The sequence below is a fragment of the Haematospirillum sp. H4485 genome (genome assembly GCF_012102745.1).
GTDB lineage: Bacteria > Pseudomonadota > Alphaproteobacteria > Rhodospirillales > Rhodospirillaceae > Haematospirillum.
The window spans coordinates 52,850-77,241 of sequence record NZ_JAAVSY010000004.1 but is presented as its reverse complement, the minus strand read 5'-3'; the positions used below and the strand labels follow the sequence as shown (position 1 = coordinate 77,241).

The window sequence follows — 24,392 nt, the reverse complement described above, 5'->3', positions numbered from 1 at the left end:
ATGAAGAGTCCGTCTACGTTGCATATTGTCCTGAAGGAATGTTTGTCTGTTCGTCTCTTGTCTTTTGCGCCGGACTTCAGACCCCAAAGTCGAGCAGGGAAGGGGCGCGTGCGATGATTTCGTTCAGGATTTGTGAGGCTTTTCTGCGGCTCTTGTGAGCTGCCTCGTCAAGTAGTTTGGCATAACGGGGTTTTGAGAGCAGGCGGTGGGTGTCGTGAAGGGTGCGAATTTCCCGCAGGAAAATGTCCCGTGATCCCAGGGGAAGATGAGGCTCATTGGAAAGAGCGGTCAGAAAGGTCAGGGATGCCCGAAGAAGAATAGCCCATATATCAACAGACAAGCGGTTGAATCGCTCAAGAAGTTTGCCTCTGTCCAGGCCGTCATAATCCTGCAGCCTGCGATCGATGATGATGGCAAAAGCCCAGCATTCCGACGCCCGATCCCGGCAGCGCGTGTACTCTGTAAAGCGCAGGACCTCGGTTCCCGGAGACTGGGCGCGTCGGCAAACATTCTCGGCTATGTCAGACAGAAAATGGATGCGCCTTTCAAGCTGGTCGAGAAAACGGCCTATTTCCAATGGTTCGCGGGTGACCGAGGAGTGGCGTGCCTCCAGGGTAATGGCCATGAAATCTGCATCTCCAGCGCGTTTTTCTTACAAAAGGTTTATTATGTGTGCGCGTTATATCAAGACGATGTTCATTTGGGCAAGCTTGGCAGGAGCATTGCGCCATCCGGAAGACGGCTGTAAAGTCCTGCCACAGTGCGGCCTTCTGGTTTGTCCCTTGATTGAATTCAGGAAGCAAGTCGTGTGCCGTCGGGAAAATCGTATCGGGTACCACAGTGATGGGTGGTCCTGAAATCAATCGGGATAGCGCATGGTCCAGTCCTCGGCTCATATTATCGTCGTTGGTAACGAGAAGGGGGGGTCGGGTAAATCAACAGTCTCCATGCACCTGATCGTCAGTTTGCTCCGCGGTGGGCTAAGGGTCGGGACCATTGATCTTGATGCCCGCCAGGCGACGCTAACTCGCTACATAGAAAATCGTCGTGCCTATGCATGCCGCCACGCCGTTTCTCTGCCGATGCCGGAGCATTACCCTTTGCTGTTGAGCGGAAACCAGGCTTTGGATGAGGCTAAGCTGAAGGCGATTGTTGATGATCTGCGGACGCGTTGTGACACAGTGATCATTGATACGCCCGGCGCTGATACCTATTTGTCCCGGGCTGGCCATTCCTATGCCGATACATTGATTACCCCGCTCAATGACAGTTTCATCGATCTTGATGTTTTGGCCCGGGTTGATCCCGAGACACTGACTATCAAGGGCTTCAGCCACTATTCTTCCATGGTGTTCGAGATCAAGAAGCGCCGCGCTGCCCGTGATGGCGGGCAGATTGCCTGGGTGGTCCTGCGTAACCGCTTGTCCCATCTTGCTGCACGTAACAAGGTCGAGATGGAGCGCTTGGTCGAAGAATTGTCGCAGCGTTTGCGCTTTGTCAGTATTCGTGGCTTGGGGGAGCGGGTGATATACCGCGAGCTGTTCCTGTCCGGTTTGACGCTGCTGGATCTGAACAAGGATGGCGTTGCGCTGGAAATGAGTATGTCGCATGTTGCGGCAAAGCAGGAACTGCGAGCGCTTCTTGATGCGATTGGCAGGGCTCATATGGCTGTTGCCGGGTGATGGATGGGGGCAGTTCATGGTGCTTTTTGTTCCAGTGATCCTGTCGTGCCTGTTTCTGCTGATAGCGTGTGGGTGGATGATCAGGAGTCCGGCTCGGCCCTGTGGTTCCAGATCCGTCAGGATTGCATGTCTCGTATCCTCTCTCTTGATATGTGTTTTGCTGGCAGCCAGTGGACGGCTTGTAGTAGCTCTGGCTGGTTTGCTGCTTGTGGCCCCTTGGATTTTCTCGTTTTTGCGATCTTTGTTGGTGGAGCTGGATCCTGATTGCGTTCCAAAGCAGGAAAGCTCTTCGTCAGGCTCAAGCCCCATGGACCGTGCAGAGGCTTTGCGGGTTCTGGATTTACCTGCCAATCCTAGTAGGGAATCTGTTCAGTCTTCTTATCTAAGGTTGATTCGAAAGCTCCATCCAGATCAGGGCGGGAGTACCTATTTGGCCGCACGCCTGAATGAGGCCCGTCAGGTTCTGCTGAAGGGGGAAAATGGCAGGTATTCCAGATGCCGGGGATGAATTATACCCCAAGATCAGTTGCCATGTTTCTGCCGTCATGGCAGAAGATGGTCCCGTGTCGGGGCTTTCTGTGAGCCATTGGCGTATTTGTGTGTTGTACCCCGGATTTCCTGCGCAGGGCATGGGAGTATAATAGTCCAGATGAGGTTCTGATGACCCGTCGTGTACGTAAAGCTGTTTTTCCCGTTGCTGGCTTGGGGACCCGCTTCCTGCCTGCGACCAAGCTGGTGGCCAAGGAAATGCTGCCCGTCGTTGACAAGCCCCTGATACAGTATGCTGTAGAAGAGGCTTGGAAAGCCGGTATTGAGTACTGCCTGTTCGTGACAGGTCGTGGAAAGGCTGTTCTGGTTGATCACTTCGATCACGCTCCCGAGCTGGAAGCTCTGCTGCGCGAGAGAGGCAAGAATGAGCATCTGGATGAGCTGATGGGGGGTATGCCCCAGCCGGGTACCATTGTTTCCACACGGCAGCAGGAGCCACAGGGACTGGGCCATGCCGTATGGTGTGCCCGTTCGTTTGTCGGTGATGAGCCCTTTGCCGTTATTTTGCCCGATGATCTGGTCATGAGCGATCGCCCCTGTATCGGCCAGTTGATCGAAGCTTGGAACAGTGTGGGTGGGGGTAATGTTCTGGCTGTGGAAGATGTTCCGCGCGATCGGACAGACCGGTACGGTATTCTGGATATTGAAAGCGAGAGCGGCCGGTTGGCCCGTGCGCGTGGCATGGTGGAGAAGCCTGTGCCGGAGCAGGCACCGTCGACGCTGGCTGTTATTGGCCGGTATATCCTCGATCCCGTCGTCATGCGGACTCTGGAGCAAACACCCCGGGGCAGCGGGGGGGAGATCCAGTTGACAGATGCCATTGCGGCTACGGTGGGTCAGGTTCCCTTGCACGGCTACCGGTTCGAGGGAACCCGGTTTGATTGCGGTGACAAGGTTGGGTTTATAGAAGCCAATATTGCCTTTGGCTTGGCCCGCGAAGGGATGAAAGAGCGTTTGGGGAATGTGATCAAGGCTTATGCCCACGTCCTTTGACCAATGTTTATGCAGTGTTTTCTGTCCGGTTGGGTGATGGTGCCGGTTCTGGAACGTTTCTTTTGTTTTACCATCACATATGTTGCCAAGGACGTTTGCCATGCGTATTGCCATGATTGGCACCGGTTATGTGGGGTTGGTATCGGGCGCCTGTTTTTCCGAGTTTGGAACAGAGGTTATCTGTGTTGACAAGGACCAGTCCAAGATAGAGCGTCTTCGTCGTGGGGAAATTCCTATCTACGAGCCCGGGTTGGACGAGATGGTGGGGCGCAATGTCCGCGCCGGTCGTCTGTCTTTCTCCACGGATCTGGCTGAGTCGGTCAAGGGTGTGGATGCGGTCTTTATTGCGGTTGGAACGCCGACCCGTCGTGGCGGTGGCCATGCGGACCTGTCTTATGTATATGCCGCTGCGCGTGAAATTGCGGTGGCTATCAGCGGCTATACCGTGGTTGTGACGAAGTCGACGGTTCCGGTGGGTACCGGGCGGGAAGTGGCGCGTATCATTCGCGAAGCATGCCCTGATGCAGACTTTGATGTTGTTTCCAATCCCGAATTCCTGCGTGAAGGATCGGCGATTGAGGACTTCATGCGTCCTGACCGGGTAGTCATTGGTGTTGAAAGTGACCGCGCCCGTGATGTCATGCGTCAGTTATATCGCCCCTTGCATCTGATCGAGACACCCATCCTGTTTACGGGGCTTGAATCCAGTGAGCTGACCAAGTATGCAGCCAATACGTTTCTGGCGATGAAGATTACCTTTATCAACGAAATCGCGGATCTCTGTGAAAAGGTTGGTGCCAATGTCCATGATGTGGCCCGCGGCATCGGGCTTGATGGGCGTATTGGCAAGAAGTTCCTGCATCCTGGTCCCGGGTATGGGGGATCGTGCTTCCCCAAGGATACCATGGCCTTGGTTCAGACAGCCCGGGACACTGGTGCGCCACTGCGTATTATCGAGACCGTCGTTGATGTGAATGCCCGGCGCAAAAGGCAGATGGCCGACCGCATCATTGCGTTTGTTGGTGGGTCTGTTCAGGGCAAGACGCTTGCCGTTCTTGGTTTGACCTTCAAGCCCAATACCGATGACATGCGCGATGCTCCTGCCCTTGATATTGTTCCGGCCCTGATGGAAGCTGGTGCTGCAATTCGTGCTTATGACCCGGAAGGCATGCGCGAGGCCGGCCAGCTTATTCCTGGTATGGTGTGTTGTGACGATGCCTACGCTGCTATGCAGGGGGCGGATGCCGTCGTTATTCTGACGGAATGGAACCAGTTCAGGAATCTCAGTATCCCGAAAATGCGTGAGTTGCTGAAGGAACCTGCCATGATTGATCTGCGTAACGTTTATAATCCGCATGACATGCGTGCGGCTGGTTTCCGTTACCAGAGTGTTGGCCGTCCACAGGTGGATAGGCCGTAGTGGTACCCGTTGCGGCTGTTGGGGGGATCATGGCTCCGGTCATCCGGACAGTATGTACAACGCCTTTCCCTGATCAGAAGCCTGGTACGTCCGGGCTTCGGGAGCCTGTGCGGGTTTTCCGGCAGCTGCATTATCTGGAAAACTTTGTGCAGTGCGTTTTTGACTGTCTGGAGGGGCCGGCCGGAGGGACGCTGGTTGTTGGGGGTGATGGTCGTTGGCACAACCGCCATGCCGTTCAGACGATTCTGAAGATGGCAGTTGCAGCCGGGTTTGGCTGTGTCCTGGTTGGTCAGGGTGGGTTGCTGTCGACTCCGGCCGTGTCCTGTGTCATCCGTTCTTCCGGTGCCTTGGGTGGGCTAATTCTTTCGGCCAGCCATAACCCCGGCGGGCCCGATGGTGATTTTGGGATCAAGTACAACATCGCCTCGGGTGCCCCGGCGCCGGAGATTTTGACCGATGCTGTTTTTCAGGCAACAAAAACGATTCGTCAGTATCGTATTGCTGATATACCGGACCTTGATCTTGAAAAATGTAATACGGTTCGAATCGGTGGTACGACAATCCGGGTTATTGATCCCGTATCGGATTATGCCCGCTTGATGGAAACCCTGTTTGACTTTGATGCGATTCGCTCTCTGTTCGCAGCCGGGTTTCGTATGTGTTTTGATGCCATGCACGCCGTGACAGGTCCTTATGCCGTTGAAATATTCGAGAATCGTCTGGGGGCGGCAAAGGGTAGTGTAATGAATGGAATCCCCCGTGAAGATTTTGGCGGGGGGCATCCTGATCCCAATCTTGTATATGCCCGTGACCTTGTAGAGCGCATGTCTGCGCCAGATGCACCTGATTTCGGGGCAGCGTCTGATGGCGATGGCGACCGCAACATGATTATGGGGCCTAGGTTCTTCGTCACTCCTTCCGACAGTCTGGCTGTGTTGCTTGAGCATGCGACCGTGTGTCCGGGATATGCGGGTGGAATCGTCGGGGTGGCACGCTCTATGCCAACGTCAACCGCAGTTGACCGGGTAGCGCAGGTGTTGGGAATTCCCTGCTTCGAGACTCCAACGGGCTGGAAATTTTTTGGCTCTCTTCTTGATGCCGGAAAGGTCAGCCTGTGCGGGGAGGAAAGCTTTGGTACGGGGTCTTGGCATGTGCGGGAAAAGGATGGTTTATGGGCTGTCCTGATGTGGCTGAATATCTTGGCTCGTCATGGTCAGGGGGTTAGATCCTTGGTGCAGGAGCACTGGAAACGATTCGGGCGCACATTCTATGCACGCCATGATTACGAGGACATCGATTCTGCATGCGCCGATTCTCTTTTGCATGATGTGCGCACGACTCTGCCCGATTTACCCGGTCGTACCGTGGGAGATATGACGGTGCAGGCGGCCGATGATTTTTCCTATACAGACCCTGTGGATGGAACGGTTTTTTCCAGACAGGGGATTCGAATCATTTTTTCCGGGGGGGCTCGCGCTGCCCTTCGTTTATCCGGGACCGGGACTGGAGGCTCCACGCTGCGTGTTTATCTGGAGCGTTTTGAACCTGACCCTGTATATCACAGTCAAGAAACGGGCATCACGTTGATGCCTCTGATGCATGCCGTGGAGATTTTGACTGGGATCCACGCGCGTACAGGGCGTGGCAAACCGTCCCTCGTGACCTGAGTTTTGGAGTCGGATTCAGGGGGTCATGGCGACTTCAACAGGCCCCGGGCTGACAACAGCACAGCTGAACGCCTTCTTTTTCAGGGCATTGCAGGCATTGCGGGCGTGGCGTTCCGTATCAAAGCCGATAAGCCTGGCTCGGTATAGCGGATTCTTTGATCCTGCAGACGAGGCTGGAACAACCAAGGGAATGCCACCGCTCCCCCTTTTCAGGGCAGAGGCCGCTCTCTTGGCTTCCTTGTCAGCGCTTTCCATACCCTTGAAAGCACCGACCTGTATGCCCCAAGTTTCCCCCGCTGCACGTTGGCTTGCTATGTCTTTCCGCTTGTTCTGGCGATTCTCGCCAGCTTGCCCTTTTTTATAGGATGCCGGGACAGTTTGGCTCTGTGCAGATACCCTGTATTCGTCGGCATGCTTGCCATCAGCCTGAGCTCTTTGGTACGCGTGCGGCGCCATGACTCCGGCTGAAAGAAAGCTTTTGTCCAGCAGGTCCATCATATGGCGATCCCGCGCCATAGCGGTTCGGCCGCCAATTACAACGCCGACCAAAGATATGTGCCCACGACGTGCAGAGGTTGCAACATTAAAACCCGATGCATTGATATAGCCTGTTTTCAGACCATCGGCGCCATCATAATTCTTCAGGACCCGGTTGTGGGTTTCCAGCGTGGCTCCAGCATAGTCAAAGCTCTGCACCGAGAAATATTTATAGTAGGACGGAAAGTCACGCTTTAGCGCGACAGAGAGCTTCATCAGATCCCGTGCCGTAGAAAACTGTCCTCTATGAGGCAGGCCAGAAGCATTGCGGAACACAGTTCCGGTCATGCCCAGTGCTTTTGCTTTTTTGGTCATCATGGCGGCGAATCCGCTTTCTGTGCGGCCCAGGTGTTCCGCGACCACAACAGCAACATCGTTGGCTGACTTGACCACAAGCGCTTTTATGGCGGATTCCACGGCAATGCTTTGCCCGACTCTCAGGCCCAGCTTGCTGGGAGGTTGGCGCACTGCCCGCTGGGATGCTTTCATGCTGTCGCTGAGTCTGATCTTCTTTTTCTCAATGGATTCAAAAAGAAGATACAAGGACATCATCTTGGTGAGAGATGCGGGGTAAATACGGGCATCCGCGTTGGTTTCATGGATGACTCTGCCCGTATCGGCATCAACAACGATTGATGCATACGTCCGTGCAGACGCATTTCCGGAATGCCCCGATACCATGACCAAAAGGACCAAGGCAGGCGCCATTACCCGTACAAGCCGTTTCATGTCCAGGAAGGTGCGGGCTGCGTACACTGGATATCCCCATGTTGTTCAGGATGTTCGGGCCGGAATGACAAGACAGTTCCACCCGTACAATAAGAAAAAGCAGAGGCAGTGTCCACACAGGTGGGGGGAAGATTTGTCTGCTGCCGATATTCTGTGTGGACAAGCATGGGGGAGGGGTTGTTGACCCGGTTGTGAAAATAACCTGATAACGAGGGCGCCTGCTGCGTTTTGGCACCGTAGTGGCCCGGGAGTCTTTGTCTGTGTTGCTGATCTCTGGTGGAAGGTCTGCCAGGGGCGTGCAGTCGGAAAAGCAGATGACGTTCCGGGGGTGTTCCATGTCAGCCCTGCTTGGGACAAGTGACATGGCCGTTCTCAGTTTTTGTCATCGGCTATTCCCGTGAGGAGCAAAAGTATCATGACCACCAGCAAACCGTCTTCCCCCGCCTCTCGAAAGGCGTCATCGCGCAAGGGGGCGCGCAAGGCTTCTCCTCGCCCGTCCTCTATGCCCATTCCCAAGGCTCCCCTTGCTTTTGCTCCTTCCGTTGGAGCAGCCTCCGGCCTGAAGCCAACGCCGCCCCTTGGTCGGCCGTTTTCGCCTTTGGTGCGTCCTGTGGGCTCCTTGTCTTCATCTTTGACACGCCCGACCACGCCGCTGTCCCGTCCTGTCGGGACGCCGGCCAAGTCTTCGGCTTCAGGTAGCGCTTCGTCTTCTTCTACGTCGACTGCGGCCAAGCCTGTGAAGAAAAAGGCCGCTCCCAAGAAAAAGACGACAGCCAAGAAGGCCGCAGCCAAGAAGGCGACGTCCTCTGCCAAGTCTGTGACGAAGTCTGCGACCAAGAAGGCGACTACGGCCAAGAAAGCAGCCGCTTCAACAACGGCTAAAAAAGCTGCAACCAAGAAAACCGCTGCCAAGAAGGCCACGGCGAAGAAGGCGACGACAGCCCGCAAGGCTGTAGCCAAGAAGGCCACGGCGAAGAAGGCGACGACAGCCCGCAAGGCTGTAGCCAAGAAGGCCACGGCGAAGAAGGCGACGACAGCCCGCAAGGCTGTAGCCAAGAAGGCCACGGCGAAGAAGGCAACGACGGCCCGCAAGGCTGTAGCCAAGAAGGCCACGGCGAAGAAGGCAACGACGGCCCGCAAGGCTGTAGCCAAGAAGGCCACGGCGAAGAAGGCGACGACGGCCCGCAAGGCTGTAGCCAAGAAGGCCACGGCGAAGAAGGCGACGACAGCCCGCAAGACTGTAGCCAAGAAGGCCACGGCGAAGAAGGCGACGACAGCCCGCAAGGCTGTAGCCAAGAAGGCCACGGCGAAGAAGGCGACGACGGCCCGCAAGGCTGTAGCCAAGAAGGCCACGGCGAAGAAGGCGACGACGGCCCGCAAGGCTGTAGCCAAGAAGGCCACGGCGAAGAAGGCGACGACAGCCCGCAAGGCTGTAGCCAAGAAGGCCACGGCGAAGAAGGCGACGGCGAAGCGTTCGCTGCTGTCGGCTCGCTCGGTGCGCAAGACATCAGCCAAGAAGCGTCCGTCAATGGCCGCTAAGGCGAAAACCCCGGCGAAGAGGGCTGCCCGTTCGGGACGTACCTCGGCCAAGCGGGCTGGCTCTTCAGCCAAGTCCGGGAAGAAAGCGTCTGCGAAAGGCCCGGGGGCGTCCGGAGCACTTGCAGCGTCTTTCTTCCCGGGGCTGACAGCTCAGTCGGCATCGGCTCCGCTGCGTGCGGTGTCCTCGGCCCTGTTACGTTCTTTCTCCCCTGCCGCCACCAAGGATGGCAGGGGGGGAGTCCGGCAGCGTCTTGCCGGACTGTCCAAGGATGGAGCAGGGCATCTGGATGCTGTTCTTGAGGCTGGCACAGCCTTGGTGAGTGGGTGGCGCGAGATGACCAACAATGTGTTGGGAGCGACCAGGACATCCTTTGAAAGGGGCCTTAGTCACTCCCGTCGCATGGTTGGTGCGAAAAGCCTTCAGGAGGCTATGACAATCCAGAGCAGCTGGCTCCGTCATGGTCTTGATCATGCCTTGTCTGAAGGGGGGCGGGTGTCCAGTATGTCTGTGAAACTTCTGGGAGAGGCTGTGCGTCCGCTGGTGGGGCGTGCGGTCATTCCGGGGCGGTCATAGTTCTTCTGATGCATCTTGGTTCCCTGTAAGCGGGATTTGGTCTATCGGTACAAGATCTGGTTGCCATTTCCCGGTTGTATGGTGGTTGTATCTGTAGTGTCGTTCCATTTCAGGGAGCCCCGGCGGAATCGCCGGGGCTCCTTGTCATTTGCAAGCAATTTCGTTTGCCATCAACAGGATCGTTGTTTTATCCTCACGGGGTTGTGACATGGGGTATCCCTCTATGAAAGCGGTTGGAAAAGCGACCAGGATCAAGGAATACGCGCTGTTTCGCTTCCTCCTGGTGCTGATGGCCCTCCCCCTCCCCAACGCTTGCCCAGGGGCCTATAGTGGAGGTGTCAAAGGCGTCCACAGTACGCGGGGCGTTTGCGATTGGTGCCGTCTGGCCTAGAATCGTGGCACGAGCTTTGAGGGTCGTAACGGAAATAGGTCAATGGGACTGCCATGAGTGAGTATGGTCACGATGAAGATCGCGACAGCGGCACGGGGCTGGCTATCAAGGTCAAGCCGCGGGTTCGCAAGCCGCCGATGTACAGGGTGTTGATGCTGAATGACGACTATACCCCGATGGAGTTTGTCATTCACGTTCTGGAACGGTTCTTCAACAAGGGCCGGGATGAGGCGACAGAGATCATGTTGAGTGTGCATCACCGGGGTGTAGGGGTTTGTGGCGTGTATACCCACGAGATTGCCGAGACCAAGGTTGCCTTGGTCATGGATCTTGCCAGGCAGCACCAGCACCCGTTGCAGTGCACTCTGGAGAAAGACTGAGTGGTCCGGGGTCTTTTTCTTCCTATCCAGACAGATGTGCTGTCCGGGCGTGTGGCATACAGGATAAGGGGTACGGTCGATGCTGTCCCGCAATCTTGAGAAGACTCTTCACAAGGCACTTGCTTTCGCAGGTGAGCGCCACCACGAGTATGTCACGCTGGAGCACCTGCTGCTGGCTCTGTGCGAAGATACCGATGCCATGGCCGTTATGCGGGCCTGTGGCGTGGATCTGGATCGCCTGGCCGGTGACGTGCGTGCCTTTGTCGACGGGGAACTGGGCGGGCTTGTCGCCTCCCATCCCGGCGAGCCAACACCGACCACAGGGTTCCAGCGCGTTGTGCAGCGCGCCGCCATCCACGTTCAGTCATCCGGTCGCGAGGAAGTAACAGGGGCCAACATTCTGGTGGCCCTTTTCTCCGAGCGGGAGAGTCATGCGGTCTATTTCCTTAGGCAGCATGATATGACCCGGCTTGATGCTGTGAATTACATTTCGCATGGCATAGCCAAACAGCCCGGTCTGTCTGAAACCCGTACCGTGCATGGCGCCGACGACAGTGCGGCCGAGGAGGACGTGGTGAAAAAGGGTCACGAAGCGCTCGAGGCATACTGCGTCAATCTCAACCGTCGTGCTGCAGAGGGGAAAATCGATCCCCTGATCGGTCGCGAGGCCGAAGTGGAAAGAACCATACAGGTCCTGTGCCGACGCTCCAAGAACAACCCCCTGTACGTCGGGGATCCCGGTGTCGGGAAAACCGCCATTGCCGAAGGGTTGGCCCGGCGGATCGTGACCGGTGATGTGCCTGAAGTTTTGCGTCCTTCTGTGATATTTGCCCTGGACATGGGGGCGCTGCTGGCTGGAACCCGTTACCGGGGTGACTTTGAGGAACGCTTGAAGCAGGTCATGAAGGAACTGGAAAGCCTTCCGGATGCGGTTTTGTTTATTGACGAGATCCATACCGTGATTGGAGCGGGCGCAACTTCGGGCGGGTCTCTGGATGCTTCCAACCTGCTCAAGCCGGCTTTGGCCTCCGGCGCGATCCGTTGTATTGGGTCGACCACCTACAAGGAATTTCGCAGCCACTTTGAGAAAGACCGTGCCTTGGTGCGCCGGTTCCAGAAGATCGATGTGGCAGAGCCCAGTGTCGAAGATGCCATCAAGATTTTGCATGGTTTGAAGCCGTATTACGAAAAGCATCACAATGTGCGCTATACGGCCGAGGCCATTCGGGCGGCGGTTGAGCTGTCGTCCAAGTTTATTGGTGATCGCAAGTTGCCCGACAAGGCCATCGATGTGATCGACGAGGTTGGGGCGGCCCGGATGCTGCTTCCGGAAAGCCGGCGGCGCAAGACCGTGACCCTGCGTGATGTCGAAGAGATTGTCGCCAAGATTGCCCGGATCCCACCCAAGTCGGTTTCCACCGATGACCGTGAGGCCTTGCGCAATCTGGAACGTGACCTGAAGACCATGGTGTTTGGTCAGGATAATGCCATCGAGGCCCTGTCCAGTGCCATCAAGCTGGCGCGGGCTGGCCTGCGCGATGCGGAAAAGCCGATTGGGAACTACCTTTTTGCCGGACCAACGGGTGTTGGTAAAACAGAGGTTGCCAAGCAGCTGTCCCGCTCTCTGGGGATCGAGCTTTTACGGTTCGATATGTCGGAGTACATGGAGCGTCACTCTGTGTCCCGCCTTATCGGTGCACCTCCGGGGTATGTTGGTTTTGACCAGGGTGGCCTGCTGACGGATGGTGTCGACCAGCATCCGCACTGTGTACTGCTGCTTGATGAAATTGAAAAAGCGCATCCGGACCTGTTCAACATTCTTTTACAGGTTATGGACCATGGAAAGTTGACAGATCATAACGGGAAGACAGTGGATTTCCGTAATGTGATCCTGATCATGACAACCAACGCCGGGGCCCAAGACTTGGCAAAGAACGCCATTGGTTTTATGCGCGACAGTCGGGAAGGGGATGACAAGGAAGCGATTGAGCGTCTGTTTACGCCCGAGTTCCGCAATCGTCTGGACGCAACCATCTCGTTTGGTTCCCTGCCGATGGAGGTAGTGGAAAAAGTGGTCGACAAGTTTGTCATGGAACTGGAAAGTCAGCTTGGCGAGCGTGATGTGACGATTGAGTTGACCACAGAAGCCAGGCAGTGGTTGGCCAGCCGAGGTTATGACCGCCGGATGGGTGCACGTCCACTGGGGCGGGTGATCCAGGAATTCATCAAGCGTCCTCTTGCCGAAGAGCTTCTGTTTGGTCGTCTCGCCCATGGTGGGTCAGTGGTTGTTAGCATACGTGACGATATACCGGCCTTCGATATCTCTTCGTCTACGCGCAAGGGGGGCCCGGCTTCGGATACAACGCGGGAACCTGCCTTGGCCTGATAATACTTATTTCCTATAGATCAAGAAAAGGGCGGCATAGGCCGCCCTTTCCGTTCCAAACGTAAAACGCCCGATCAGAACGCCAGGGAGAGCCCGGTTGCGGCGACCCAGCCGCTGTTCTTGTCGATCGCGGCGGTAGAGCCTTTTTTCTCAAACTTGACGTGGCCGACACCGCCAACCAGCATCACGCCCGGGCCCATCTTGTATTCCGAGGTCAGTTGAACAGTGCGTGTGTTGCTGACATCATTGGAACCCTCACCGCTATCGTTCCGTGTATCGGCATATGCAACAGCGACGCCGTACGGGCCGTTGTTATAGCCAACGCCGGCTTCCTAGGATGTTGCGTGCACGTTGTCTTTTGTCTTGTCGGCTTTTTTGCCTTCAATCAGACGGTATCCACCACCGACGATAACGCCGGAATATGACATCTGCAGACCGGCCTGGTATTCGTTATGGCTGTCAACGGCATCGTTATCAGCGGTAGCCCAGCCAATATCAGCTTTTACATCAAGCCCGCCGAAGTTGTCTTCATACCCAATGCCGGCGCCATACATTTCCATGGTGTTGGTGCCGTTCGGCTGGGTCGGGTTGTGCTTCAGCTTCTTCCCTGCGGCATCCTTTTCTGTTCCATCCGGAACGTATGATGCACCGAATGTAAAGCCGACAACAGAGGGAGAGACGTAGCTGATAGATTCGTTGTCGCTATGGCTGTTGACAAGGGTAGCCTTGCCCCCGCTTACGGATTCGGGCTTCAGAACCCATACGCCGGTAGCCAAGTCACCATCGGCCAAGCCTGCACCAAACAGGCGGCCTCCCATGTGCGGAGAACGATTGGCAATCATGGCCAAGGCCAAGTCGCCGGTTCCAGCTACAACGGTACCGAACGAACCGCCGAGCGAGATGCTGTAGTTGTCAACCGACTTCTGGCCTTCATCGGTACCACCGGCTTCCAGCTCGTACTTCACCGATACAGTCAGGCCATTATCCAGTGTGGTTGCAGCCTTGAAGTGGAGTTCGTTGTCGCCCTTGACGTCAACCGCAGATACTTCCCCGCCTTTTCCGGCATCACGCAGGGCCTTTTTGTATTCACTTTGCTGGGATGCGTACCCGGCAAAAACAGACCCGAAACCGCCGACAGACAGCTTCAGGGGTTCAGCAGCTGATGCAGCGCCAGTCAAGGTCATGGCGGCAACAAGGGCGCTGGTTCCGATAAGGAGCTTTTTCATGCTCTTCTGATGTCCCTATTTGCAAAAGTGTGACTCAAACCTGCTTTGTTGCGGATGCCCTGTTTCTTTGCGAGCATGCAACGCGACAATATTAAGGAATATGAGGATCTAGAAGGTCAACTGCTGATACGCAGCCCAAAAGGCAAATCAAGGGCAATGTGTCTTTTTTATGCATGCATGTGATAAAAAAGACACGACGTTGTTAGCCTTAAACGGGAAACATCAATATCTCGATGCTATTTCCACGCAGTGTAGATTTAAATAAGACCGTCGGATTTAAAAGAGCTGTATCCGGTTCGGGCGATGATGACGTGATCGTGTAGAATAACACCCAGTGGACGTGCAGCGTCCCTGATTTGGCGGGTGATGTCGATATCAGCCTTTGATGGCTGGGGATCACCGCTGGGGTGGTTGTGCACCATGATCAAGGCGCTGGCGCCCAGTTCCAAGGCGCGGCGTATGACCTCTCTTGGATAAACGGGGGTATGGTCAATGGTTCCCTTTTGCATGACCTCTTCCACGATCAGGCGATTCTTGCGGTCCAGGAACAAAACGCGGAAGCACTCCGTTTCACGATGGGCCATGGTCGCGTGGCAATAGTCCAGTACACGGTCCCATGATGCCAGAACCGGCTTGTCGAGAACTTCTTCTCTCAGCATCCAGGTTGCTGCTGCTGCTGCTGTTTTCAAGGCCACTGCACCGGACTCACCGACCAAGGCAACCAGTTGGTCCGGCTCTGCGGACAGAACGCCGCCAACACTGCCAAAGCGCGCCAGAAGCCCCTTGGCCAGAGGTTTGACATCCCGGCGCGGAATTCCCAGAAACAGAAGCAGTTCCAGATACTCGTAGTCCTTTAATGAGTCCGGGCTTTCAGCACGTGCGCTGGCCAGAAAGCGTTCTTTCAGCCGCTGCCGGTGGCCACTGTACTCGTTGGTCAGGGGAGGGAGTGTGTCGGACATGATCTCAGGAATAGGGCGGACAATGCCATCCCTGTGGGGACACGGTGAAAATTTCGCAACCATCGACCGTAATGCCGATGGTGTGCTCAAACTGCGCGGACAGCGAACGATCCCGGGTTACCGCCGTCCATCCGTCGGGCAAGACTTTGGTTGGGGCTTTGCCCGCGTTGATCATGGGTTCTATGGTGAAGATCATGCCGGCTTCCAGCACCATACCGGTTCCGGGTTGGCCGTAATGCAACACGCTGGGGGCTGTGTGGAACTGTGTGCCGACACCGTGCCCACAGAAATCGGTGACGACCGAGAATCCATTCTCGTGCGCCCATGTTTCAATTGCGTGCCCGATATCACCCAGTGTGGCACCGGGACGGACAACATCGATGCCACGCATCAGGCATTCATAGGTCGTCTCGACCAGTTTCCTTGCTTTGACCGATGGTTTGCCCACGTAATACATGCGGCTGCTGTCACCGTACCAGCCGTCCACAATCGGCGTGACATCAATATTGATGATGTCGCCGTTGGCCAGTTTCTTCTTTTCGTCCGGGATACCGTGGCAGACAACATGATTGACCGATGTGCAGACCGAGCGTGGAAATCCCCGGTATCCAAAAGGCCCGTTTTTCAGTCCCCGTTCCTGTGTCCAGGCAACCACCAGGTCATCAATGTCAGCTGTTGAAATGCCGGGCTGTATGAAGGGGGTCAGGTAATCCAGAAGAGCGGCCGCTGTTTGGCCGGCCTTGCGCATGGCGGCAAAGCCATTGGCATCATGCAGGATAACGGTGTTTTCAGAGCGGCGGGACGGTGACATGCAGGTGTTCCTGGCAGTGATAGGTTACAGCGCAACGGGCAAGGGGGTCGCCAGATGGATGGCCGACGGCGTCATGGTGCAGGTGTGGCACAAGACCTCAACGCCGGCTGCCGTGGCCTGTTGCAGGGCGGCAGCGTAGTGCGGGTCGATGTCATCGGCAATGGAAAAGCGGACCAGGCCATCGTGTTCCCTTTGTACCACATAGAGCATAACCGCACGATTTCCGGCCGCGACCATCGCGCTCAGTTCATCCAGATGCTTGGCCCCGCGTGCCGTGACGGCATCGGGGAACAGGGCTGTTTTCCCGCCTGTCCCTGTGTCGCGGAACAGGGTGACGTTCTTGACTTCAACGTAGCATGGTGGCTTGGCCGTACTTTCAAGCAAAATATCAATACGGCTGCTGCGCCCGTACTTTACTTCGCGGCGCAGGGTTTCGTACCCGGCCAGCTGAGGGATCTGTCCGGCCTGTATGGCTTCTGCGGCCAAGGCGTTGGGATGACTGGTGTTGACACCGACTAGGGAGCCATCCACCCGGATCATTTCCCATGTGTATTTGAGCTTGCGTGCCGGATTGTCGGCAGGGGACAGCCATACCTCAGACCCCGGGGTGCAGCATCCTGACATGGATCCTGAATTGGCTGTATGCGCCGTGACAACAGAGCCATCTGCCAGTGTGATATCGGCCATGAACCGCTTGTAACGCTTGATCAATGTGCCGCGAATGAGAGTGTGTCCAAAATGCATCGGCGCACACTATCCTTTCCCCGTGGTGTCGTCGAGTCCGCAGACGGTGGCCCCCAAGGCTTCGGCCAGGCTGTGAGTTGCTGTGCCGGGGCGCAGCGCCTTGGGCTGGGTGGCAGCCGGTGCCCATCCGGAAACCCAGACAATCTGGAATGTTGCGGTCAGGCGCCCGGTATCGTTTGCAAACATTCTTTCATACCGTTCCGCCGCACGCAGCAAGGTTTCCCGGCGGGAGAAGGTTTGGCGGCGTTCGGTCAGGATGTTGCTTTCTCCCATACCCTGCAGGTCTTTCATCAACTTCAGCGCTGAATCATACGTAACCGGGATTGTGTCGCAGTCAATCACGGGCAGGGCAAAGCCGGCACGTTGCATCAGCATGCCCATGTCGCGGATATCCACAAACGGGGAGATGCGTGGGGAGGCACCGCCTTCCACCTCGCTCTCGGCTTCCAGAAGGCACTGACGTAGCTCATGCAAGGTATGCCCCCCGAACAGGGCCGCCAGAAACAGTCCGTCGGGCTTCAGGGCCCGGCGTATCTGAACTAGGGTACCGGGCAGGTCATTGACCCAGTGCAGGGACAAGGATGACACGACCAGGTCCAGGCTGCTGTCGGCAAAGGGCAGGGCTTCCTCGTCGCATCCCAGAATATGGGCTTGTTGATGGCGTCCCCGTTCCAGCATGCCTTTGGCTGCATCTGTCGAGAAGACCTGCTGTGTTCCTGCACGCCGGGACAATGGTTGTGACAACATGCCGCCATGGCTTCCCAGATCAACGACGGTCGGGAAGGAGCGATTAACGTCATCCAGCCGTTCGATCAGCCGGTTCCCGACCTCTTCGAAGAGGAAGGAAAAATCATTCAGGGAACGTGCTGCCCGATTTTGGTGCTGGCGCAGGGCTTGCCGGTCAAAAATGACAGGGGTGGAGGTATGCATACCGGCAAGACCTTTCCTTGTGTCGGAACGAGAGTAACGGTTCTTTCTGCGAGCGGGGATAATGGTCCTGTTTTTTCCCGTCAACGGGGTGACCTGAAAAAGTGCTACAGGGACCGTATCGCACGATCGTATAGTCCACCTTGGATTGATTATGTTTCTGTGAAGAATGGCCATAAAGATCGATCGTTTTTTTTATCCTGTGCGTCTTGCCTTGGATACAGTCCTTCCTCCACGCTGTTTGCGCTGTGGTGTCGTGACAGGCACGGCTCATGGAGTGTGTGCCTCCTGTTTCGGAACAATCCGTTTCCTTGAGGCTGCAACCCAGTGTTCGCGCTGCGCCATGCCTCTCGAAAGTCCCGGACAAGGTGGGGAGCATGCCTGTGAACCAGACCATGACCGTATTCTGGACAGGGTGCGGGCAGCAACACTTTATGATGATGGAACCCGCTCCTTGATTCTGGCTTTCAAGCATGCTGACCGCACGGATATGGCACGTGGATTGGCGGCGTGGCTGGCACGTGTATCTGCTGATATGCTGCATGAAGCTGATGTGGTCATGCCGGTGCCATTACATCGCTGGCGCCTTCTTTGGCGGCGGTATAATCAGTCGGCTCTTCTGGCCCATGCCCTTGTCTCTTTTCAAACTCGTGCCCTCTATTGTCCGGTTTCGTTGCAGCGTGTGCGGGCAACGCAGACGCAGGGGCATTTTGATCGTATTCAGCGCCATGACAACGTTGCAGGGGCGTTTCATGTTGCTTTGCAGTATAGGGCTGGGCTTGCTGGCCGCAGGGTTTTGCTGGTCGATGATGTCATGACAACGGGTGCGACATTGCGTGCCTGTGCCTGTGCCTTGCGGGATGCCGGGGCTGGTCAGGTTGATGCCGTTGTTCTGGCCCGGGCTATGGGCCCGGGATTATAATGTTGCAGTGCGAGCGCTGTTGCGTGCCGGGCCGCTTGAATGCATACTGCTATCAGAGAGCCGGCTGCGTGTGTGTCCGGTGGTGTTTCAGGCGGAGTTTCGGCTCATGAGCGTGCATATCGAGATCTATACGTGGCCCCACTGCCCCTATTGTCACAGGGCAAAGGCTCTTCTCGATGCGAAGGGTGTTGCCTATACCGAGATTGACGTTCTGGACAACACGGCCAAGCGCACAGAGATGGAGCAGCGCTCGGGGCGTCGTACCGTTCCACAAATTTTTATTGGTGGTACGCACGTCGGTGGGTGTGATGACCTGCATGCTTTAGATGAAAAAGGTGGTCTTGACCCGATGCTGGCCCAAGCCAGCTAGATGTGTGGGGCGGTATAGCCGGGACGACCGCCCTAGTTTTCCATCAGGACCCTGATATGTGCTGCTGCTGACGAGGCCGTTGCGATCAGGTCGTACCCTCCCTCCAGAACAGAAACGATGCGTCCGCCGCACAGGCTGTCTGCAACACCCATCAGTTTGCGGGTTGCTTCGGCATAGTCCTTGACGGTCAGCTTCATATTGGCCAGCGGGTCGCGTCCGTGTGCATCAAACCCTGCCGAAATGAACAGGATATGCGGTCTGAAGTTTTTCAGGGCCGGTATGATGCGGTTATCCAGTGCTTCCATAAACACGGTTCCGTCTGATCCAGACGGCAGAGGACAGTTGACGATATTGTTGTATGCCCCCGTTTCCTCTGTGCTTCCGGTGCCGGGATACAGGGGAAACTGGTGTGTGGATGCATAAAACGCATCAGGATCATTCCAGAAAATGTCCTGGGTTCCGTTCCCGTGATGAACATCCCAGTCGATGACAGCCACTTTCCCAAGGCCGTGTATGCTCCGCGCTTGCATGGCCCCGACGGCGACATTGTTGAAAATGCAAAATCCCATGGGCTGGGTGCGGGTTGCGTGGTGGCCGGGCGGACGGACGGCAACAAAAGCATTGCGGGCCTGCCGTGCAACTACGGCATCAACGGCTGCACAGACACCCCCTGCAGCACGCAGTGCAGCTTCACCACTTTTCGGTGACAGCGGTGTATCGCTGTCGATGGCATAATATCCCTGCTTGGGGATATGGCTCATAATGTCGTCGATATAAGACTGGGGGTGTACGCGGGTTAACTGCTCCAAGGTAGCGCGCGGGGCCTCTTCGCGGTGCAGCATAAAAAAATCCTCACTTTCGAGGATCTGGAGAACAGTGCGCAAGCGATCAGGGTTTTCGGGGTGGTAACCGCCGGTTTCGTGCTCGAGACAATCATGATGCGATACCAAGAGAGTTGGCATCAACCACTCCATCCTGTAGCAGGTTTTGACAAGCAAGCCACCGGATTATCTATCGCAGGCTATGCTTCTTGTTATCAGTATAAGAGAGCGGTGCGAAGCCTGCCATGCCGATTTTGTACCAGTGTCGGGTTATCGAATGCAGTGCTGGATTCGGGTATCATTTTGTGCGACGCGCCATGAAGCGATCAATGTGGTCCGCCCCGTGTACTCGCTCCAGGGCGTTCTCTTGTTCCAGGAGGTGAATGTGGGCAATGGCCTCTCCCACAGCAAAGAGCAAGCCGTGTTCATCCAAGGGATACCGGAAGAGAACGTTAAGAAGATCCGCAGCACTGCGTGGTGTGTCCTGACAGGCAGAAAGGCAGTCTTCAAGACGGTTTTTGTGGTGTTGCAGAATGGCGTCGATTCTTCGATGTAGACCACGGAACGGGAGTCCATGGCTGGGAAGAACCAAGGCTGTGTCCGGAACCAGATCCTTCAGGATTTCCAGGCTATGCCGATATAAAGCCAAGGGATTGGCGTCTGGCTCATTGGGCCAGACACTGATATTTGGACTGATGCGGGGTAAGACTTGGTCTCCGGCAATCAGGATATTTTGTGTTGGGCAGTAAAGGCAGGCCATCTCCGGAGAATGACCCTGTCCGATGATAACATCCCACGCGTACGATCCGATCATGATCGTATCGCCATGCCTGATGCGGTTAAAGCGTTTGGGAACAGGTGAAACCCGCCGGGAGAGGGTATTACCCCGTTTTTCGACACGGTGAATTTTTTCCGGGTTCAATCCTGCCCGGTAATAAAAATCGGCTTGGTTCTCTGAAAAAGCCTCAGACCTGTCACAGGACAAGATAACCCCCATTGCCCATTCGGACAGTGTTGTTGTCAGAGGAGCATTGAAGCGTTGGCACAGCCAGCCGGCCAATCCCATATGGTCGGGATGGAAATGTGTACACAGCAGTTGCCATATGGCTTTACCTGCCAGAGGTCCGTTCAGCAGTTCGTCCCAGATGGCTTGGGTTTCGTCTGTAGCAAGGCCCGTGTCCACGATGGTCAGGCCTGCATCCAGATCTTCCAGTATCCACAGGTTGATGTGATCAAGGGCGAAGGGCAGGGGCATCCGGACCCAGAGCAGACCATCTCCTACTTTTTGTACGTTTGACGGCGCTGGTGGCTCTGCCCAAGGATACTCCAGAGGGGATAACGCATGCATGACAAATTGTCCCTTTTTGCCTGTGGCTACCAGATAAAACCAGCCAAGGCAGCTGCTGGACGAACGCCATGGCGGGCGGCAAGGCGTGCCATGCGCAGGGGATCGGCAGGCTTCCCGTAGGCACCGCCGACTTCATCAGCATGAATGCCACCCGTTACCCATAGCCCGTCGATACCCGCCGCCGCCGCACCAGCCATGTCTGTTTCAAGGGAATCTCCGATTGTGCAGACGCCGGTTGAGGGAAACCCCATTTTCTCCAGACACAACCGATATACCGCAGGATCAGGCTTTCCTCTCCAGATAACCGTCCCCCCGTATTCCAGATAGATATCCGCCAAGGCACCCGCACACACGATGGTCTTTCCCTGTCGGATGACAATCCTGTCCGGGTTGGCGCATACCATCGGCAGTCCGGCTTGCACGCCTTTGGCCAGCATGGTCCGGTAGTCATCGGCACTGTCGTCCAAGCTGACCGGACCAGTATTCATGATGAATGTGGCGTGATCCAGGTCTGTCAGTACAACGCCGGTCTCTTCATAAATTGTCAGATCCCGTTCTGGCCCCAGATGAAAGCATGTATTTCCCAGTGCGGCAAAAGCGGGGTCCTTGCGGGTCAGAAGAGCATGATGCACAGCATCCCCTGATGACAGGATACCGTCATACAGATCACGGGGGATTCCCATGGTCTCCATCTGCGTTATCAGGGCAGAGGCACGTCGTGGTGCATTGGACAGCAACATCACACGTGCCCCCGTGGCCCGCAGTTGACGCAAGGTCTCGGCTGAATGGGGATACGCCGCGACACCGTCGTGAATCACGCCCCACAGATCCAGAATAAACACGTTCCACAGCCCGGCGGCGGCGCGCAGGCCGGGAAGTTGCAAGGGAATATACAGACCGGATGATGGTTCAGGTGTGTCAGGAATTGTGGTCGGCACCAATAGCCTCCGCAACAGAATGGAAACCTTCGCGCTTTGCCAGAAGAACAAGATCATCCCTGATCTGCTGAACCAGGGATGGCCCTTGGTAGACCAAGGCGGTGTACAGTTGTATGAGGGAAGCCCCGGCCTTTATTTTTTCCCAGGCATCAGCGCCACTGCCAATGCCGCCAACCCCTATCAGGGGAATGCTTCCCTTGGTCAGGTGGTACATGCGTCGCAGCAAGGCTGTTGATGCCGTGCGGAGAGGGCGACCGGACAACCCACCCGCTTCATGACGGGCCTGTCCCATCAGCGTATCCGGACGTGCCAGCGTAGTGTTGGCGACAACCAGTCCATCAATACCACTGTCGCAGGCCAAGGCTGCAAGCTCCACTTCATCTTGCTCTCCAAGGTCAGGAGCAATCTTGAGCAGCAACGGGGTCGAGTTCGTATCCTGCTCCAAGGTGCGTCGCACGCTGCTGACAATGTGCTCCAGATGCTTGCGTTCCTGCAGTGCCCGCAATCCCGGTGTATTCGGGCTTGATACATTGATAACCAGGAAGTCCGCCAAACCGGCAAAGGTTGTGGCGCCTTTCACGTAATCGTCAGCCGGATCGATCGTGTCCTTGTTCTTGCCCAGGTTGACACCGATCAATCCATGAAGTGTTCGCTTGCTGTTGCGCAAGCGTGCCAACCTTTGGCTGACAACGTGCATGCCATCATTGTTGAACCCCATCCGGTTGATGATGGCCCCATCTTCCGGGAGCCTGAACAGGCGTGGTTTTGGGTTGCCATCCTGCGGGCGGGGTGTAACGCCACCAATCTCTACAAAACCAAATCCCATGCGCAGCATGGCATCAGCGACTTTACCGTTTTTATCGAATCCTGCGGCCAGACCAACCGGATTGGGAAAAGTCCGGTTCCAAAGAGAAATAGCCAATTCTGGTTGAGGCGGAGGTGTGAAGAGCGGGAATAGGAGCGACTGTGCAGCCAGTATCGCCACGCGATGCGCCTGCTCCGGGTCCATTCGTCCCAGAAGTGGCGCTGCAACACGGCGGTAGAGATCAAGCGGCATCAATGCAAATCAGGATGAGGCCAAGATAATTTCGGTCGGGAATATAAAGCGCAGGTTTTCGTTCAATGGAAGATCCCATGTTTCCTGCACCGCCTCGATCGGAAGAAGACCGTAGAGGTGTGGGTAGAGTTCAGGTCCCTCCATACGCACAGCCCCGGCCAAGCGGTCGCGGTCAAGGCGCAGCAGCATCAGTTCAGGTGTTTCAGAGAACCAGCGTTCCACCGTTCCCATAACCTGAGCTGCGGTTGACAGATGGATAAACCCGTCGGCCCGGTCGGTGGGAGACCCTTCGAAAAAGCCTTCGCGGACGGCCTGGCGCCACTGTTCGGGCAAAATAAGACGATACAGCCGTTGCGGGGATCGTGTGTCGTGTTCAGGGCGCAGATCACGCCGGATATGTGTATAGCTCATGATCGAGAACTGTACCTCAAGAGCCCCGGATATCGAAAGAAACTTTTAGTCCTGTCCTGTAGGGTGGCAGGTAGACAGGATATTACGCTTGTGATGGAGAGCGGGCGGCGGGTAGGCAAGGGAATGCGGCTCGATTATACTGACATTCCCGTGTTCCCCTGTGTTGTTTGTTGCCATCAGCGAGGCTTTATGGCGTTTGGTTCGATCTGCTTCACCGCTGCTGCTACCTCTGCTGCCGAAGAAGCACTGGAGCGCCTTTGTCAGCGCTATGGTCAGGTTCCTGCGGATCGGGCTGATGTTATTGTGGCCTTGGGGGGGGATGGTTTCATGCTGGAAACCATGCACCGCCATATGGCATTGAAAAAACCGATCTATGGCATGAACCGGGGAACGGTCGGCTTTCTGTTGAATGCGTATGCCGAGCATGGGCTGGAGGAGCGCCTGGCAAAGGCGACCTGCGTTCAGCTGTTCCCTTTGGCGATGACGGCGCTGACCAGCCAAGGGGATACCCTGCATGCCCTTGCAATCAACGAAGTTTCAATGCTGCGTCAGACGCGTCAGGCAGCCAAGATCCGTATCAGCGTAGACGGAAAGGTCCGTTTGCCGGAATTGATCTGTGACGGGGCGCTTGTGTGCACATCGGCAGGTTCAACTGCCTATAATCTCTCTGCACATGGTCCCATTCTTCCCATGGGATCAAACGTCATGGCTTTGACACCGATTTCGGCATTTCGTCCCCGGCGCTGGCGTGGTGCTGTTCTTTCTCATCAGGTATCCCTTGATTTTGACATTATAGAGGGCGAAAAGCGCCCGGTCTCGGCTGTGGCCGATTATACCGAAGTGCGTGATGTCATACGGGTCTCCGTGCGCGAGGATCGCTCGATCGTGTTACCTGTTCTGTTCGATCCCGAGCATAACCTTGAGGAAAGAATTTTGTCCGAACAGTTCACTGGGTGATATCACCGTGCATATAGATGGTTCCCCCGGGGGGCGGGGCGGCGTATAGAGAGG

23 protein-coding genes are annotated in these 24,392 nt (G+C 56.1%); 11 read left to right on the top strand and 12 right to left on the bottom strand.

Annotated elements, in window-relative coordinates:
- Positions 1–76: 76 nt before the first annotated feature.
- Positions 77–625 carry a hypothetical protein gene (locus tag HEQ61_RS04770; protein ID WP_168019923.1) on the bottom strand — a complete coding sequence of 183 codons (549 nt, stop codon included), beginning with the start codon at positions 623–625 and terminating at the stop codon, positions 77–79.
- 250 nt (positions 626–875) lie between these two features.
- On the opposite strand from HEQ61_RS04770, the gene HEQ61_RS04765 reads away from it, so the two are divergent.
- The 5 genes from HEQ61_RS04765 (at position 876) to HEQ61_RS04745 (ending at position 6,311) form a co-directional block, all read left to right on the top strand.
- Positions 876–1,682, top strand: coding sequence for a division plane positioning ATPase MipZ (locus HEQ61_RS04765; protein WP_066132100.1), 807 nt, complete (start codon positions 876–878; stop codon positions 1,680–1,682).
- Positions 1,683–1,685: 3 nt separating this feature from the next.
- Positions 1,686–1,946, top strand: coding sequence for a hypothetical protein (locus HEQ61_RS04760; protein WP_168019921.1), 261 nt, complete (start codon positions 1,686–1,688; stop codon positions 1,944–1,946).
- A gap of 396 nt (positions 1,947–2,342) precedes the next feature.
- Entirely contained in the window at positions 2,343–3,224 is an 882-nt protein-coding gene (locus HEQ61_RS04755; RefSeq protein WP_168019919.1) for a UTP--glucose-1-phosphate uridylyltransferase, read from the top strand.
- A 100-nt stretch (positions 3,225–3,324) separates the two neighbouring features.
- Entirely contained in the window at positions 3,325–4,644 is a 1,320-nt protein-coding gene (locus tag HEQ61_RS04750) for a UDP-glucose dehydrogenase family protein (RefSeq protein ID WP_168019918.1), read from the top strand.
- Positions 4,644–6,311 (top strand): alpha-D-glucose phosphate-specific phosphoglucomutase, encoded by a 1,668-nt coding sequence (locus HEQ61_RS04745; protein WP_322099195.1) that lies wholly within the window; start codon positions 4,644–4,646, stop codon positions 6,309–6,311. The genes HEQ61_RS04750 and HEQ61_RS04745 overlap by 1 nt, the downstream gene beginning before the upstream one ends.
- Before the next feature lie 15 nt (positions 6,312–6,326).
- Here the strand turns inward: HEQ61_RS04745 and HEQ61_RS04740 are convergent, their stop codons facing one another.
- Positions 6,327–7,604 carry a D-alanyl-D-alanine carboxypeptidase gene (locus tag HEQ61_RS04740; protein WP_322099194.1) on the bottom strand — a complete coding sequence of 426 codons (1,278 nt, stop codon included), beginning with the start codon at positions 7,602–7,604 and terminating at the stop codon, positions 6,327–6,329.
- Positions 7,605–7,992: 388 nt separating this feature from the next.
- Between HEQ61_RS04740 and HEQ61_RS11400 the strand changes: the two genes are divergently transcribed.
- From HEQ61_RS11400 to clpA, 3 genes are all read left to right on the top strand, one after another.
- Positions 7,993–9,690 carry a phasin family protein gene (locus HEQ61_RS11400; RefSeq protein WP_168019917.1) on the top strand — a complete coding sequence of 566 codons (1,698 nt, stop codon included), beginning with the start codon at positions 7,993–7,995 and terminating at the stop codon, positions 9,688–9,690.
- Between the two features lie 444 nt (positions 9,691–10,134).
- A complete protein-coding gene (gene clpS / locus HEQ61_RS04730; protein WP_168019916.1) occupies positions 10,135–10,461 on the top strand; it encodes an ATP-dependent Clp protease adapter ClpS in 327 nt (108 codons plus the stop codon).
- Between the two features lie 79 nt (positions 10,462–10,540).
- Entirely contained in the window at positions 10,541–12,847 is a 2,307-nt protein-coding gene (gene clpA, locus HEQ61_RS04725) for an ATP-dependent Clp protease ATP-binding subunit ClpA (protein WP_168019915.1), read from the top strand.
- Between the two features lie 332 nt (positions 12,848–13,179).
- Here the strand turns inward: clpA and HEQ61_RS04720 are convergent, their stop codons facing one another.
- From HEQ61_RS04720 to HEQ61_RS04700, 5 genes are all read right to left on the bottom strand, one after another.
- Positions 13,180–14,073, bottom strand: coding sequence for a porin (locus tag HEQ61_RS04720; RefSeq protein ID WP_245183132.1), 894 nt, complete (start codon positions 14,071–14,073; stop codon positions 13,180–13,182).
- Between the two features lie 257 nt (positions 14,074–14,330).
- A complete protein-coding gene (gene radC, locus HEQ61_RS04715; RefSeq protein WP_168019914.1) occupies positions 14,331–15,032 on the bottom strand; it encodes a RadC family protein in 702 nt (233 codons plus the stop codon).
- Between the two features lie 4 nt (positions 15,033–15,036).
- Positions 15,037–15,843, bottom strand: coding sequence for a type I methionyl aminopeptidase (gene map, locus HEQ61_RS04710; RefSeq protein ID WP_168019913.1), 807 nt, complete (start codon positions 15,841–15,843; stop codon positions 15,037–15,039).
- 24 nt (positions 15,844–15,867) lie between these two features.
- Complete coding sequence (gene sfsA / locus HEQ61_RS04705) at positions 15,868–16,587, bottom strand: DNA/RNA nuclease SfsA (RefSeq protein ID WP_168019912.1); 720 nt, start codon at positions 16,585–16,587, stop codon at positions 15,868–15,870.
- Positions 16,588–16,596: 9 nt separating this feature from the next.
- Positions 16,597–17,517: a methyltransferase domain-containing protein gene (locus tag HEQ61_RS04700; protein WP_168019911.1), complete on the bottom strand. Its 921-nt coding sequence runs from the start codon at positions 17,515–17,517 to the stop codon at positions 16,597–16,599.
- A 166-nt stretch (positions 17,518–17,683) separates the two neighbouring features.
- Here HEQ61_RS04700 and HEQ61_RS04695 point away from each other — a divergent pair, with 166 nt between their 5' ends.
- Positions 17,684–18,436, top strand: coding sequence for a ComF family protein (locus tag HEQ61_RS04695; RefSeq protein ID WP_168019910.1), 753 nt, complete (start codon positions 17,684–17,686; stop codon positions 18,434–18,436).
- A gap of 106 nt (positions 18,437–18,542) precedes the next feature.
- Positions 18,543–18,806, top strand: a complete 264-nt coding sequence (grxC, locus tag HEQ61_RS04690; protein WP_168019909.1) for a glutaredoxin 3 — start codon at positions 18,543–18,545, stop codon at positions 18,804–18,806.
- Positions 18,807–18,838: 32 nt separating this feature from the next.
- Here grxC and HEQ61_RS04685 read toward each other — a convergent pair whose 3' ends face one another.
- The 5 genes from HEQ61_RS04685 to HEQ61_RS04665 form a co-directional block, all read right to left on the bottom strand.
- Positions 18,839–19,768 (bottom strand): histone deacetylase family protein, encoded by a 930-nt coding sequence (locus HEQ61_RS04685; RefSeq protein WP_168019908.1) that lies wholly within the window; start codon positions 19,766–19,768, stop codon positions 18,839–18,841.
- A 157-nt stretch (positions 19,769–19,925) separates the two neighbouring features.
- Entirely contained in the window at positions 19,926–20,975 is a 1,050-nt protein-coding gene (locus HEQ61_RS04680; protein ID WP_168019907.1) for an MBL fold metallo-hydrolase, read from the bottom strand.
- Positions 20,976–21,001: 26 nt separating this feature from the next.
- Positions 21,002–21,913: a TIGR01459 family HAD-type hydrolase gene (locus tag HEQ61_RS04675; RefSeq protein ID WP_322099193.1), complete on the bottom strand. Its 912-nt coding sequence runs from the start codon at positions 21,911–21,913 to the stop codon at positions 21,002–21,004.
- Entirely contained in the window at positions 21,894–22,970 is a 1,077-nt protein-coding gene (locus tag HEQ61_RS04670; RefSeq protein ID WP_168019905.1) for a quinone-dependent dihydroorotate dehydrogenase, read from the bottom strand. The genes HEQ61_RS04675 and HEQ61_RS04670 overlap by 20 nt, the downstream gene beginning before the upstream one ends.
- A 9-nt stretch (positions 22,971–22,979) precedes the next feature.
- Positions 22,980–23,381 carry a DUF952 domain-containing protein gene (locus HEQ61_RS04665; protein WP_168019904.1) on the bottom strand — a complete coding sequence of 134 codons (402 nt, stop codon included), beginning with the start codon at positions 23,379–23,381 and terminating at the stop codon, positions 22,980–22,982.
- Between the two features lie 189 nt (positions 23,382–23,570).
- Between HEQ61_RS04665 and HEQ61_RS04660 the strand changes: the two genes are divergently transcribed.
- Entirely contained in the window at positions 23,571–24,338 is a 768-nt protein-coding gene (locus HEQ61_RS04660) for an NAD kinase (protein WP_066132036.1), read from the top strand.
- Positions 24,339–24,392 lie beyond the last annotated feature (54 nt).